Origin of the sequence: Bifidobacterium scardovii JCM 12489 = DSM 13734 (assembly GCF_001042635.1) — a bacterium.
Classification (GTDB): Bacteria; Actinomycetota; Actinomycetes; order Actinomycetales; family Bifidobacteriaceae; genus Bifidobacterium; species Bifidobacterium scardovii.
This window is the reverse complement of the sequence record NZ_AP012331.1, coordinates 2,954,146-2,967,844: the sequence shown is the minus strand read 5'-3', so window position 1 is coordinate 2,967,844 and position 13,699 is coordinate 2,954,146. Positions and strand designations below refer to the sequence as shown.

At 65.1% G+C, this 13,699-nt stretch carries 9 protein-coding genes; all 9 read left to right on the top strand.

Annotated elements, in window-relative coordinates:
* Positions 1 to 300: 300 nt before the first annotated feature.
* The 9 genes from BBSC_RS11970 (at position 301) to BBSC_RS11930 (ending at position 13,647) form a co-directional block, all read left to right on the top strand.
* Entirely contained in the window at positions 301 to 504 is a 204-nt protein-coding gene (locus BBSC_RS11970; RefSeq protein WP_033518471.1) for a hypothetical protein, read from the top strand.
* A 423-nt stretch (positions 505 to 927) separates the two neighbouring features.
* Positions 928 to 1,587 (top strand): HTH domain-containing protein, encoded by a 660-nt coding sequence (locus tag BBSC_RS11965; protein ID WP_051923301.1) that lies wholly within the window; start codon positions 928 to 930, stop codon positions 1,585 to 1,587.
* 476 nt (positions 1,588 to 2,063) lie between these two features.
* Positions 2,064 to 3,905, top strand: a complete 1,842-nt coding sequence (locus tag BBSC_RS11960; protein ID WP_033518469.1) for an ABC transporter ATP-binding protein — start codon at positions 2,064 to 2,066, stop codon at positions 3,903 to 3,905.
* Positions 3,906 to 4,004: 99 nt separating this feature from the next.
* Positions 4,005 to 5,813 carry an ABC transporter ATP-binding protein gene (locus tag BBSC_RS11955; protein ID WP_033518467.1) on the top strand — a complete coding sequence of 603 codons (1,809 nt, stop codon included), beginning with the start codon at positions 4,005 to 4,007 and terminating at the stop codon, positions 5,811 to 5,813.
* Positions 5,814 to 6,015: 202 nt separating this feature from the next.
* Positions 6,016 to 8,235, top strand: a complete 2,220-nt coding sequence (locus tag BBSC_RS11950) for an alpha-galactosidase (protein WP_046726034.1) — start codon at positions 6,016 to 6,018, stop codon at positions 8,233 to 8,235.
* A gap of 208 nt (positions 8,236 to 8,443) precedes the next feature.
* Entirely contained in the window at positions 8,444 to 10,600 is a 2,157-nt protein-coding gene (locus tag BBSC_RS11945; RefSeq protein ID WP_033518465.1) for a glycoside hydrolase family 127 protein, read from the top strand.
* Between the two features lie 198 nt (positions 10,601 to 10,798).
* Positions 10,799 to 11,737 carry an AraC family transcriptional regulator gene (locus BBSC_RS11940; protein WP_046726033.1) on the top strand — a complete coding sequence of 313 codons (939 nt, stop codon included), beginning with the start codon at positions 10,799 to 10,801 and terminating at the stop codon, positions 11,735 to 11,737.
* Positions 11,738 to 11,976: 239 nt separating this feature from the next.
* The gene (locus BBSC_RS11935; RefSeq protein WP_033518463.1) at positions 11,977 to 12,732 is read left to right on the top strand and encodes a hypothetical protein; all 756 of its coding nucleotides are present in this window, start codon (positions 11,977 to 11,979) and stop codon (positions 12,730 to 12,732) included.
* A gap of 195 nt (positions 12,733 to 12,927) precedes the next feature.
* Complete coding sequence (locus BBSC_RS11930; protein WP_144414491.1) at positions 12,928 to 13,647, top strand: YesL family protein; 720 nt, start codon at positions 12,928 to 12,930, stop codon at positions 13,645 to 13,647.
* Positions 13,648 to 13,699: the final 52 nt, after the last annotated feature.

Below are 13,699 nucleotides of genomic sequence, written 5' to 3'. Positions count from 1 at the left end.
CGGCCTTTCGGTGCATCGCGGTGCTGGCGGCGATCGTATTGGCGGCCGGCGGCATGCAGGGATCCGCCGTCACGGCCTCGGCTGAAGACATGGCCGGTCGAACCGAAAGCATGGATGGGGGCGGCTCGACCGGCCAGTCCGGTGACGTCGATGACGGCACCGGTGCAGGGGTGAAGACCGGCGGCTCCGATGATATATCGGAGCCGCTCTTCACCGAGGATTTCGAAGGAATCGCCCAGGACGAATCCGCTTCGGACGGTACCCGGCTGCAGGACTACCGATCCTCGTGGAACGGGCAGGATGTCCGGTACGCCGCCGACGGCGACCGGCCGAACCCCGAAGGCTGCGGTGACCTTCGTCAACCGGGTACCCCAGGTCGGGGTGCTGCCGCTGACCGGCGGCCGCTCCGGCCGGGACTGGCTGGCCGGCGGCGCCGGCATCGGCGCCGCGACGCTGTTGGCCGGAGCCTCATGCGCCATATGGCGCATGAGGCGGCTGATCTGAAGGAAAGGAGGAGTCGCATGACGAAACGGGGATGCGCGGTCTGCTCGGCGTATGCGCTGCTTGGGCGCGTGCGCGCGGCCTCCGCACGCTGTGCACGCGAAACGCCACGATGGCGTCGTATGTTTTGCGACCGTTTGCATTTGCTTGAGCGGCGGTGCACACCTGTCTACCGCATCATACGCTCCGCTGTGGTAAGAAATGAGGTGAGCCCTTGAAAAATCAAGGATTGAGGATTTCCTAACTACGTAGTTATCGTTCGGGGCATAACGGGTGGTAGCGCTTCCGGAAATTATCTGGCACAATGGGCTATCCACGCAGTTGAAAACGTTTGCAAAGTACGACGGGGCAATTGAGCCCCGATGACCATGCATACGCCACGAAGGAGCATACGACAACACATCACATCATTAGGAGGAATAGGTAATGGGTAATTCCGCTTTCAGCAAGGACGAGATCGACTATCTGTATTCGCTGCCCGCGGTGGTGCGCGTGACGAAGAGCCGCATCACCTACGCGGAGGCATTCAAGAGGGAGTGCGCTCGCCGATACATGATGGGCGAATCACCGACGAGGGTGTTCCGCGAGGCCGGACTTGATCCGGCGCTGATCGGGTACAAGCGCGTCGAGCGGTGCGTGGCGCGCTGGAAGATGCAGTACGGCAGCGGCATCTCCCGGGACATGGAGCGCTCCGCGGACAAGGCGCAGATCGCGCCGGCCCAGACCGGCGACGTCGCTTCCGTCGCCTCGCTTGAAGAGGGCGCCGTCGACAAGGCCGGCGGCAAGTGCTTCGTGAACAGCGAGGCCATCGCGCAGCTGTTCCGCCGCAAGGCGACCCGCTGGGATCTGTGCGACGTGCTGATCAGCCAGCAGATCCGCCGCATCGCGGAGCTCGAGGACCGGGTGGTGGCGCTGCAGTACCGCGAGAAGCGCCTGACGCAGATGCTCGACAAGTTCCGCAACGGCGGCGAGGCCGAGCCGGCGCAGGTCGGCGCCGGGTCCAAGAAGGAGGTCAGCTCGTTCCCGAACGACAACTTCCGCTGGAAGAGCGTGCTGGTGCCGACCCCGGCGGTCGGCACCGCGTGACGCCAGGCGTGGTCCGCTCGTGGGTCCACGCGTGACACCGCCTGCGATATCGGCCGCGATGCCGGCCGCGACGCCAACGGGGACGCCGCGGGCATCACGGGCATCGCGGGTCTGAACGGCCTGCGCTCTCGCCGGCCGTGCGCCCCTTCCGCCGAATGCGCGGAAGGGGCTTTTTCATATGAAAGCGACATCGCTTTTGGCGTAAAACGGCGTAGAACATCACGGAAACGCCGGAATAACGGGGCAACACACCCGAAATCAATGGGTTGCATCTCCATGCGGTTCGCCTAGACTAGATCGCGTTTGCGAATCCGAACAGGGGTTTCGGCCGGCGAGGAGAGCGCCGGTTGCGGGATACTCGAACACACGACGGACGTGAATCGTGGCGGCAGCGAATGGCCGCGTGCGGTGAAGAAGAGTGCCGCACAGTACCACAAGCAAACAACACACCAAAGAATTGCGAGGACCTTCCTCACATGTACGTCAACCCGGCGAAAAACCAAGACAAGGGCAATCTGCGTTGGATCCTGCCCTATTGCAAACCAGACCTTCCGCGCGTGGCGGGGGCCATCGTGCTGTTCTGCGTGAACAATACGATGGCGCTGATCATCCCGCTGCTGTCCGGCCTGATCGTCGACCGTGTCATCACCCAGGGGCACGTCGGTGAACTGGCCCGGCTGTGCGTGATGATGATCGTCTTCACGCTCGTGCGCGTCGGCTCGCGCTACGGATACCAGATGTGGATGGAGCGATTCGGCCAGAATTCCGTCTACCGCCTCGTATCCGACGAATACGAGAAGCTGCATGAGCTCGACTTTACCTACTTCAACCACACGCGCACCGGCGACATCATGAGCCGCATGACCTCCGACACCGACGCCATCCGCCATGCCCTGAGCTGGGTCAGCTACCAGGTGGCCGACTGCGTGGTCATGTTCATCGGCGCGCTGTGCGTCATGTTCGCCATCGACTGGCGGCTCGCGCTGGCGCTCGCCTGCGTCACGCCGTTCCTGTTCCTGCTCACGCGCGGCCTGTCCACGCACGCCCACCCGCTGTTCTACGCGATCCGCAATTCGCTCGCCTCGCTCAACTCGATGGTCGAGGAGAACATCGAGGGCAACCGCGTGGTCAAGGCTTTCGTGCGCGAGCCGTACGAGACCGAGAAGTTCGACGAGCACAACGACGACTACATGCAGCGCAACATGGCCCTGGCCTACAACTCGCGCAAATACATGCCGTGGCTCGACGGGCTCGGCTTCTCGCTGCAGCTCATCACCCTCGGCCTCGGCGGCTTCCTGGTGATCAGGGGGTACATGACGCTCGGCAACCTCGTGAGCTTCAACTCCTTCCTGTGGATGATCGACGGCCCGGTGCGCCAGTCCGGCTGGCTGATCAACGACTGGCAGCGCTTCAACGCCAGCTGCATCAAGATCCGCAAGCTGCTCACCTCCGAGTCGCGCATCACCGAAAAGCCCGACGCGGAGGCCTCCGTCAAGCAGGCCGTGGCCATCGCCTCGCAGGTCGGCGGCTCGCACCCGATCGCCCCCGACCGCATCAGCGGCGAGATCCGCTTCGACCACGTCAGCTTCGCGTTCCCCGACGACCCGGAGACGCCGATCCTCAAGGACGTCGACTTCTTCATCCCGGCCGGATCGAAGCTCGGCATCCTGGGCGAGACCGGCTCCGGCAAGTCCACGCTCGTCAATCTCGTCTCGCGCTTCTACGACCCGACCGTCGGCCATGTGCTCATCGACGGCATCGACGCGCGCGACTGGCCGCTGTCGACGCTGCGCTCGCAGGTGTGCATCGTGGCGCAGGACACCTTCCTGTTCTCCGACACCATCGGCGGCAACATCGGCTTCGGTGCCGGCGAATGCCGCGACGAGCGCTACATCCGCCGCATGGCGCAGATCGCCGGCGCCGATAACTTCATCAAGTCGATGCCGCAGGGCTACGACACGGTGGTCGGCGAACGCGGCGTGGGCCTGTCCGGCGGGCAGAAGCAGCGCCTGTCGCTGGCCCGCGCGCTCGCCGACGACCCGAGCATCCTCATCATGGACGACACGACCTCGGCCGTCGACATGGAGACCGAGGCGGAGATCCAGAAGCACCTGCGCGAGATGGACGGCAACAAGACGATCATCACGATCGCCCACCGCATCTCCTCGATCAAGGACTCCGACCTGATCCTCGTGCTGGAGCACGGCCGCATCGTCGAGCGCGGCACGCACGAGGACCTCGTCGCCGCGCACGGGCGGTACTGGGACATCTACCACAAGCAGCTCGGCCTGCAGTCCGGGCAGTCGCAGGGCTACTGACGGCCGATGGCGGCCGCCGGCAGCCACTGACGCAAGGCTCCCCGTCACAACACGATACTGCCCCCTTCCTCGGGAAGGGGGCGAGAGGCAGATTTTTTCATGGCACAACGCAATACATACCGCGAGGATGAGGAACTCGAGGAGCAGATCAACTTCCGGGACATCCTGCGCGTCGGCAAATATCTCAAACCGTATATGGCACAGGTGGCGCGCATTCTCGTCGTCGTCATCTCGATGAGCTGCATCGTCGTCGCCGTACCGTACCTGACCAAGATCATGATCGACGAGGCGATCCCGAACAAGGACCTCGGCAAGCTCGGCATCCTCGCCGTGATCCTCGCCGCGCTGATCGTACTGTACGAGTTCGGGCTGCGCTACCGCACGGTGGCGATCACGCGCGTCGGCCAGCTCATGCTCAAGGACATGCGCCGCGATATCTTCACGCATATCCAGACGCTGCCCTTCAGCTACTTCGATTCGCGCCCGCACGGCAAGATCCTGATCCGCGTGGTCAACTATGTGAACACGCTTTCGGACACGCTGAGCTCCGGCCTGATCAACGTGATCTCCGACGTGTTCACCTTCGTGATCACGCTGATCGTGATGTTCGTGATCGACTGGCAGCTGGCCCTGTGGAGCTTGATCCTGTTCCCGGTGCTCATCATCTGGGTGCGCGTGCTGCAGATCTTCCAGCGGCGCGCCTTCCAGAAGCTCTCCAACAAGCAGAGCAACCTGAACGCCTACATCCACGAGTCGATCGCCGGCGTGAAGACCACGCAGACCTTCGCGCAGGAGCAGGCCCAGTTCAGGACCTTCCAGGAACAGCAGGGCGAGGTGCGTTCCGCGTGGATGCACGCCGTGCACATCCAGTTCCTCATGTGGCCGGGCGTGCAGACCATCTCCGTGATGACCATCTCGTTCATCTACTTCGTCGGCGTGATGGGCTTCGGGGGCGTGAAAGTGACCACCGGCGTGCTCATCGCGTTCGTCGGCTACGCGAACAACTTCTGGAACCCGGTGATCAACATCGGCAACTTCTACAACCAGCTCATCACCTGCTCGGCGTACCTCGAGCGCATCTTCGAGACGCTCGACGTCACGCCGGAGATCCGCAACAAGCCCGATGCGGCGGACCTGCCGCAGATCCGCGGGCGCGTGGACTTCAACGACGTGGTGTTCCGCTACGAGAAGGACGGCCGCAACATCCTCAACCTCGTGGACTTCCACGTCGAACCGGGGCGCACGATCGCGCTGGTCGGCCCGACGGGCGCCGGCAAGACGACGATCATCAACCTGCTGTCGCGCTTCTACGACGTGTCCGAGGGCTCGGTGACGATCGACGGCTACGACGTGCGCGACGTGACGCTCGCATCGCTGCGCCGGCAGATGGGCGTGATGCTGCAGGACACCTTCATCTTCTCCGGCAACGTGCGCGAGAACATCCGCTACGGCAAGCTCGACGCCACCGACGAGGAAATCGAGGCCGCGGCGAAGGCCGTGCACGCGCACGAGTTCATCATGGAGCTGCCCGACGGGTACGACACGGTGGTGGAGGAGCGCGGATCGACCCTGTCGGCCGGGCAGCGCCAGCTCATCGCCTTCGCGCGCGTGCTGCTCGCCGACCCGCGCATCCTGATCCTGGACGAGGCGACGAGCAACATCGACACGCGCACCGAGGAGGCGCTGCAGGCCGGCCTGCAGCATCTGCTCAAGGGGCGCACGAGCTTCATCATCGCGCACCGCCTGTCGACGATCGAGAACGCGGACGAGATCTTCTACATCGATCACGGCCAGATCGTCGAGCACGGCTCGCACGCGCAGCTGCTCGCCGCCAAGGGTGCGTACTACCGTCTCTACGAGTCGCAGTACGCGATGATCCGCGTCGCCACGGGCGCCGCGAACGCCTGACACCACATGCGCCTGGCTCCCCTCGCGGAGGGGAGCCAGACATCGGAAACGGGCTTGCGATGGGCGGCGCTGGCGTGTCGCCTACTGGGGATTGGCGTTTCATGGTCGATCGCGCGTGGGTTGGACCTGTCGCGTACGATCGGTCATATCGTGTCGGCCAGGGGGTGGCTGGCGCGCCGGTCCATCGCAAGGAGTTTTGATCATGGATGATCATATGCAGCGGTCGCTTGTCCGCGTCAACGACGAGCTTCGCCAGTTCCATCTGAGCAACGGCAGGATCAGCATGATCCTGGGCGTGGCGGCGGGCAAGCTCGTCAACCTGTATACGGGCGCGGCCGTTCCCGATTCGGCCGATTTCGGCTATCTGCACGACGATCGGTTCCGCGTGCAGTCCTCCACCGTCGACGAGCGCACCGAACGGTTCGTCGAGCAGCAGCGTCTTGAGTATCCGGAATTCGGCCGCGGCGACTACCGCCACCCGGCCATCGAAGTCGCGCAGCCCAATGGCTCGCGCCTGACTGATCTGCAATACGTGGGCTACTCGGTCAGTCCTGGCAAGCCGGCGCTGGCCGGGCTGCCGGCCACCTTCGCCGGCGGCGGGTCTGTCGCGACCACGCTCGACATCGTGCTGTGCGACGAGCTGATCGGGCTGGCCGTGACCCTGCGCTACACCATCTTCCGCGACGATCCCGTCATCGCCCGCAGCGCGCTGATCGAGAACCGCGGTATGGAGCCGCTGACGCTGGAACGCGCGGCCAGCTTCAATCTCGACCTGCCGGACGCCGACTACACGATGACCGAATTCACCGGCGCGTGGGCGCGCGAACGCACCCCGCGCACGCAGCCGCTGCACCCCGGCATCCAGCAGATCGAGTCGCTGCGCGGCGCCAGCGGTCCGTATTTCAGCCCGAACGCGATCTTCGCCCGCCCGGCAACAACCGAGGACGAGGGCGAGGCCTTCGGATTGGCGTTCGTGTACTCCGGCAATTTCGACCTGCACGCCGAGGTCGACACCTACGGTGCGACCCGACTGCAGCTGGGCATCAACCCGCTCGGATTCGCGTGGAGACTCGAGCCGGGGGAGTCCTTCCAGACGCCCGAGGCGCTGCTCGGTTACACGGACCGCGGCCTGAACACGCTGAGCCAGTCCTTCCATCGCGCGGTGCTCGACCACCTGCAGCGTCCGCAGTGGGCGCGGCGCGAACGGCCGATCCTCATCAACAACTGGGAGGCCACCTACTTCGACTTCACCGAGGACAAGCTGCTCGACCTCGCCCGGCTGGCCAAGCGGGTCGGCATCGAGCTGTTCGTGCTCGATGATGGCTGGTTCGGCGCGCGCACGTCCGACAACGCCGGCCTGGGCGATTGGACGGCGAATCCGGACCGCCTGCCCGAAGGCATCGCCGGCATCGCACGCAAGATCAACGATCTCGGCATGGACTTCGGCCTGTGGTTCGAGCCGGAGATGGTCAACAAGGACTCCGACCTGTACCGGGCGCACCCGGATTGGGTGCTGTCCACGCCTGGGCGGGGGCAGAGCGTCTACCGCAACCAGTACGTGCTCAACTTCGCGAATCCGGCCGTGGTCGACGGCATCTTCGGGCAGATGCACGCCATCCTGTCCGGCGCGAACGTGGCGTACATCAAGTGGGATATGAATCGCTTCATCACCGAGGCCTTCGACGCCACGCGCGGCGCCGAACGGCAGGGCGAGGTCATGCACCGCTACATGCTGGGCGTGTACGCGCTGTACGAACGCCTGTTCGCCGCGTTCCCGGATCTGATCATCGAAGGCTGCGCCTCGGGCGGATCGCGCTTCGACCTGGGCGTGCTCGCATACTCGCCGCAGATCTGGACCAGCGACGACACCGACGCGATCGAACGGCTTTCGATCCAGTACGGCACCAGCTACTTCTTCCCCGTGTCCGCGATGGGCGCCCATGTGTCGATCACACCGAACCACCAGACCGGGCGCTCCACATCGCTGGACATGCGCGCGGCGGTCGCCATGTTCGGCACCTTCGGCTACGAGATGGATCTGACGAGCCTGCCGGACGCCGAATTGGAGGCGATCGCCGGGCAGGTCGCGTTCTTCAAGGAGCACGCGCCGCTGCTGCACAACGGCGATCTGTACCGTCTGATCGCCCCGTACGGCCACCGGCGCGCCGCGTGGATGAGCGTGTCCGCCGACCGGGCGCACGCGATCGTGGGCGACTACGTGATCCTCGGCCAGCCGAACCGCGGCAAGTCGCGCCTGTATCTGCGCGGGCTGGACGCCGAGGCGCGCTACCATGCCGTGTCCACCGACGGGCGCTTCGAGGCGACCCGGTCCGGCGGCGAATTCATGCGCATCGGCATCGACGACTCGGATCTCGGCCCCGACTTCGCCTCGCGCATATATCTCGTCGACCGCGTCGACTAGGCGGCGCGTCGGTCCGGGCCGGCTCCTCCCTCGGTGTGGGGAACCGGTCCGGCACGGGTCTTCTTCTGCGTGGTCGGCTCGAGACTTCCACTCGGTCAACGATTTGTCCACCCGGGCCTCCAGCCAAAGCTCGTAGCCTATGTGGTGAAACCCGTCTGATGGGGAATGAAGTCAGCAACGAGTCATCATCAAGTCAAAGGAGATGTCCATGACCACGCAGCACAGCACGCCCTTGGATCTCAGGAGCGTCACCGTCACCGATCCGTTCTGGCACGCCGAGCAGGAGCTCGTGCGCACGGCGGTGATCCCGTACCAGTGGAACGCGCTGAACGACAAGGTGCCGGGCGCCGCGCCCAGCTACTGCATGCACAACTTCAAGGCGGCGGCCGCGCAGAACGCCCGCAAGGAGGCCGAGGGCAAGACCTTCGTGCCGCCGACCTACACGTACCGCGGCTTCGAGGCCAAGCCGGAGGACCCGGCGCATCCCGATCCCGACAAGTTCTACGGCTTCGTGTTCCAGGACACCGACTTCTCGAAGTGGGTCGAGGCGGTGGGCTACAGCCTTGCGCACCACCCGGACGCCCAGCTCGAGGCGACCGCCGACGCGGCGATCGACGTCGTCTGCGCGGCCCAGCTCGACAACGGCTATCTCGACACCTACTACATCCTCAACGGCATGGACCGCCACTTCACCAACCTCAAGGACCACCACGAGCTGTACTGCTTCGGCCATCTGACCGAGGGCGCGGTGGCCTACTACCAGGGCACCGGCAAGGACAAGCTGCTCAAGGCGGCCTGCCGCTTCGCCGACTACGTGGCCTCCCGCTTCGGTACCGAGGAGGGCAAGCTGCACGGGTACCCGGGGCACGAGATCGCGGAGATGGCGCTGGTGCGCCTGGCCGAGGTGACCGGCGAGCAGCGGTACGCCGACCTGGCCGCGTACTTCGTGCGCCAGCGCGGCCAGCGGCCGCTGTACTTCCAGGAGGAGGACCGCCGCAGGGCCGAACTGGACGGCACCGCCCCCCAGAAGACCAAGGCGGAGGATTACGCGTACTATCAGGCCGACAAGCCGGTGACCGAGCAGGATGAGGCGCTCGGCCACGCGGTGCGCGCGGGCTACTTCTATTCCGGGCTGGTCGATGTGGCCCGCCTGGCCGGCGACAAGGACCTGACCGAGGCGGCCGACCGTCTGTGGCGCAACATCGTCGACAAGAAGCTGTACATCACCGGCGGCATCGGCGGCACCACGGACGGCGAGGCGTTCTCGTACAACTACGATCTGCCGAACGACAGCGCGTATTCCGAGACCTGCGCGGCGATCTCGCTGGCGTTCTTCGCCCGCCGCATGCTGGAGCTGCGGCCCAAGGCGGAGTACGCCGACGTGATGGAACTGGCGCTGTACAACACCGCGCTGGCCGGCATGGCGCTCGACGGCAAGAGCTTCTTCTACGTGAACCCGCTGGAGGTCAACCCGTACGCCTGCCACAAGGACAGCCGCCTGTTCCACGTCAAGCCGGTGCGCCGCAAGTGGTTCGGCTGCGCCTGCTGCCCGCCGAACATCGCCCGCTTGGTCGAGTCGATCCAGGAATACGCCTACACGGTGGCCGATGACGGCTCCACGCTGTTCACCCACCTGTACATGGGCGGCGAGGCGAGCACCACGCTGAACGGCGCCGACCTGACGCTGAACGTGCAGGCGAACCTGCCGTGGCAGGGCGATGGCGTGGCGAGCGTGCACGTCGCCAAGCCGGTCACGGCGACGCTGGCGTTCCGCCTGCCCGCATGGGCCGGCGGCGAAGGCGCGGCCGACGCCATCTCCGCGTCGGGCGAGGGCCAGGACGCCCGCATCTCGCGCACGGTGAAGGACGGCTACGTCTACTTCACCGGCGAATGGAACGACGGCGACACCGTGCGCTTCGCGTTCCCGATGCCGGTGCGCATGGTGGCGGCCAACCCGCTGGCGCGCGAGGACACCGACAAGGTGGCGTTCCTGCGCGGCCCGATCACCTTCTGCGCCGAAGGCCACGACAACGGCGGGAACCTGCACCTGCTGCACGCTGACGTCGCCGCGGTCGCGGCCGACCCGAAGGCCGTCAAGGTGGTGCCCTTCGACTTCCACGCCGGAGCCAAGGGGCTGGACGAGAAGGGCCTCGGCGAGGTCGACAAGGTGACGCGGCCCATGGTCAAGCTGGAGGTGCCCGCATGGCGCGAGCCCGCCGCCGACACCGTGGACGAGCCGGTGGTCTCCCCGCTGTACCGCGAGTACGCACCGGCCGACCGCGAGCCCGTCACCGCCACGCTGATCCCGTACTTCGCCTGGGCCAACCGCGGCGAGAACGAGATGACCGTGTGGCTACGCGCGTAGCGCCGTATTGTTGCGTAGCCTCGAGTTGTCGGTGCATGGGTCAGTAGTGAAAGCGGTTTTTCTCCGCTTTGTGGGCCTCGGAACGGCCATTTTCCGGTCGCCTCTCGGTGGCCTTGCACCGACAACTCGCACCTGGGGCACCGGCAGGCGTACGAGCATGCGAAATTCGGGCCACCACGGCGTATTACCCTTGTGGATATGACCGCTACGATATGCCGACTGGACGGGCCGGTGAGTTTCATCTCGATCGGGCAGTTCGTGTCCGGTCCGGGATGGCGCCATATGCGGCGCACCATGGATTCCTTCGAGTTGGTGTTCGTGCGCCGCGGCATTCTGCCGATCCGCATCGGCGACCGCGAGCTGGATATCGCCGATGACGAGATCGCGCTGGTGCCGCCGGTCGTGGAGCATGCGGGCACGCGCATCATCACCGAGGACCTTGAGTTCTACTGGATGCATGTGCTGCTGCCTCCGACAAGGACCGTGGATGACGGCGACATCCCCCAGGACGATTATTGCCTGGTCCTGCCGCACTGGTGCAAGGCCGACGATCCCGGCCGTCTTTCCGTGCTGTGCGGCCAGCTGATCGACCTGTACGCCCGGTTCGGCCCGCATGCGAATGCGTACTGCGACTACTTCGCCACCAGCGTGCTGCTGGAGGTCAGCGCACAGGCGCGGGCCGAGGCGTATGCCGCGGGCGCGTTGCGGGGCGGTTCCGACGGCGGGCCGGGCGGTGGCGCGGGCATCGCCGGATTCCACGCCGACGGGCGTCTGGTCCTTGAGGGCGGGGAATCGGGGCTTGGCCCCATGCTGGCCATCCGCGCGTGGCTGATGGCCAAGGCCTTCGACGACATCACCGTGGCCGGCGTGGCCGAGCGCTTTCACTATTCGCCGAGCTATCTGACCGCGATGTACAAGCGGGTGTTCGGCATCGGCATCGTCGAGCAGATCACCGAATACCGCATCGACCATGCGCGCGAACTGCTGAGCACCACCACGACGCCGGTGACTGATGTGGCCCGCGAATCCGGCTACGACGACCCGAAGTATTTCATGCGCGTCTTCAAACGGCGTACGGGTCTCACCCCGGGGCAATACCGCGATGCCTTCCCCAAGCGGCTGTACAACACCGTGTGACCTGCCGTGCGCCAAGGCTCCGGGGTTCTGACGGGCCTGTCGGTTGAGGCGGCCAATCCCTCTGCGCTGTAGGTAGCTGTAGGTAATTGGGTCGTTACGTTGTTTTGTGCGGCTCGCTGTGTTCGGAATACCCAAAGACACGGTGAGTATACTTCGTCTACATTGATCGATTATGCCCGATCGAGCCCGGCCAGGCGTTGGCCGGCACCACGCTGACGGCGTCATGAGGAGATGCGCATATGGCAGATGACCGCAATGAGTCAGGCGAAGGCAAGGAATACGCCTTCACCGACGAGCAGAAGGACGCCATCGCGACGCTGGCCAGCCACAACCAGTACGCGCGGCAATCCAAGTGGACGACGTTCCGGGAACTGCCCGCGCGCGACAAGTGGCCCTTCTTCGTGCAGCATTTTCTGATCGGCACCATCGCCGTGATCGTCGCCGTGGCGGTGGCCGTCTCGCTGGTGTGCACGATCGTGTTCAAGGCGCCTGACCCGGAGCTGAGCGTGGTCGGCGTCAACATGAACGGGTACTCGCAGCAGCTGGACATGCTCAAGCAGCGATTCGTCAAGGACCGCAACATCGGCGACGACCGCCTGGTCGACGTCGCCGGGGATCTGATCATCAGCGCGGAAGGGTCCTATTCGGACGACTCGGCGAAGATGATGGCCATGGTCACCGCCGGCCAGATCAACATGATCGTTGCGGACAAAACGACTTTCGCCACGCTGGTCGGTCGTGACTACGTAACTTCGGTGAACCAGGTCGAGCACGGCGAGGCGTTGTCCAAGCTGGGCGCCGCCGGCGCGTTCGTGGACAAGAACGGCGATCCGACCGACGATGCGGCCGAGGCGTACGGGCTCGACCTATCCAAATCCGCCACCTGGACCGGCATCGACGGGCTCCCCTCCGATGCGGTCATCGGATTCAGCAACGTGACCAAGAGCGCGGACAGGGCGCGGGAATTCGTCACCTTCCTGAAGTTCCGCGAGTGATTGATATCCGCGCCGGGTGCGCCCCTGAGCGGGCGACGGTACGATGGGGTTTTGGAACACGTGGGTTCGCTTGCCGCGCCGTGCGGCAGGCGTTGGATTCTGCGCAGGCGGTCGGGCGCTTCGCGGTTTGGAGCCGGATTATCGGCGTACGCCCGGCATGCCCCTGGTAGGGCACTGACATGAAGGAGTCCCGCAATGCGACGTTTCGCGCTTGGCTATGAATACTTCGCCCGCATCATTCTCATGCTGATGGTCGGGCAGGCCGCCTTTATCGTGCATACGGTGATGGGGCTGGTCGTCGGCGGGTTCTTCCCCTCGATCGCGGCCCTGTACACCACGTTCCGCACCTGGCTGATCGACGTGGACGACCGTTCGTGGTCGGTGTCGCGGACATGGGTGACCTTCCACCGTGCCTGGAAAGCCGAGCTGGGCCCCGCCAACCTGTTCGGATGGCCGCAGTTCGTGGTCTGGGCCCTGCTGATCTGGGACTACTATCTGGTCAACTGGAACGACATGGGCAGCATCGGGTACGCGGTGTCCGGCCTGTTGCTGCTGGTCAACGTGCTGTACGGCCTGTTCGTGCTGGTGTCGTGGGCCGTGCGGGCCAATTTCGACGAAAAGCCGATGTGGGTCGTGCGCTCGTCGATCTCCATGGTGATCGCGCGCCCGCTGTGCTCGGTCATGATCATCGCGCTGCTGCTGATCACGGCGTGGGCGTATTCCACATGGCCGGGGCTCGGCGTGGCGCTGGGCCTGACCGTGCCGGTGTTCGCCGTGATGATGGCGATCTATTCGTACGGCCGCTTGCCCGGTATGGACGTGCATGTGCTGGAGCCGGTCGAGGAAAAGCGCAAGAAGCGCGCGCAGGATCGTGCGGAGCGCGCGGAGGAACGCGCGGAACGGCGCAATCGCTAGCGTGTTCTCTCCGGCGTTAGTGCCCTAGTATCCCGCGCTGTTAATTCGTTGA

What these genes read in the sequence shown, in the direction of transcription:
- BBSC_RS11945 (WP_033518465.1), top strand. Translation starts at nt 8,444, where the DNA reads ATGACCACGCAGCACAGCACGCCCTTGGATCTCAGGAGCGTCACCGTC.
- BBSC_RS11940 (WP_046726033.1), top strand. Translation starts at nt 10,799, where the DNA reads ATGACCGCTACGATATGCCGACTGGACGGGCCGGTGAGTTTCATCTCG.
- BBSC_RS11955 (WP_033518467.1), top strand. Translation starts at nt 4,005, where the DNA reads ATGGCACAACGCAATACATACCGCGAGGATGAGGAACTCGAGGAGCAG.
- BBSC_RS11935 (WP_033518463.1), top strand. Translation starts at nt 11,977, where the DNA reads ATGGCAGATGACCGCAATGAGTCAGGCGAAGGCAAGGAATACGCCTTC.
- BBSC_RS11950 (WP_046726034.1), top strand. Translation starts at nt 6,016, where the DNA reads ATGGATGATCATATGCAGCGGTCGCTTGTCCGCGTCAACGACGAGCTT.
- BBSC_RS11970 (WP_033518471.1), top strand. Translation starts at nt 301, where the DNA reads ATGTCCGGTACGCCGCCGACGGCGACCGGCCGAACCCCGAAGGCTGCG.
- BBSC_RS11960 (WP_033518469.1), top strand. Translation starts at nt 2,064, where the DNA reads ATGTACGTCAACCCGGCGAAAAACCAAGACAAGGGCAATCTGCGTTGG.
- BBSC_RS11965 (WP_051923301.1), top strand. Translation starts at nt 928, where the DNA reads ATGGGTAATTCCGCTTTCAGCAAGGACGAGATCGACTATCTGTATTCG.
- BBSC_RS11930 (WP_144414491.1), top strand. Translation starts at nt 12,928, where the DNA reads ATGCGACGTTTCGCGCTTGGCTATGAATACTTCGCCCGCATCATTCTC.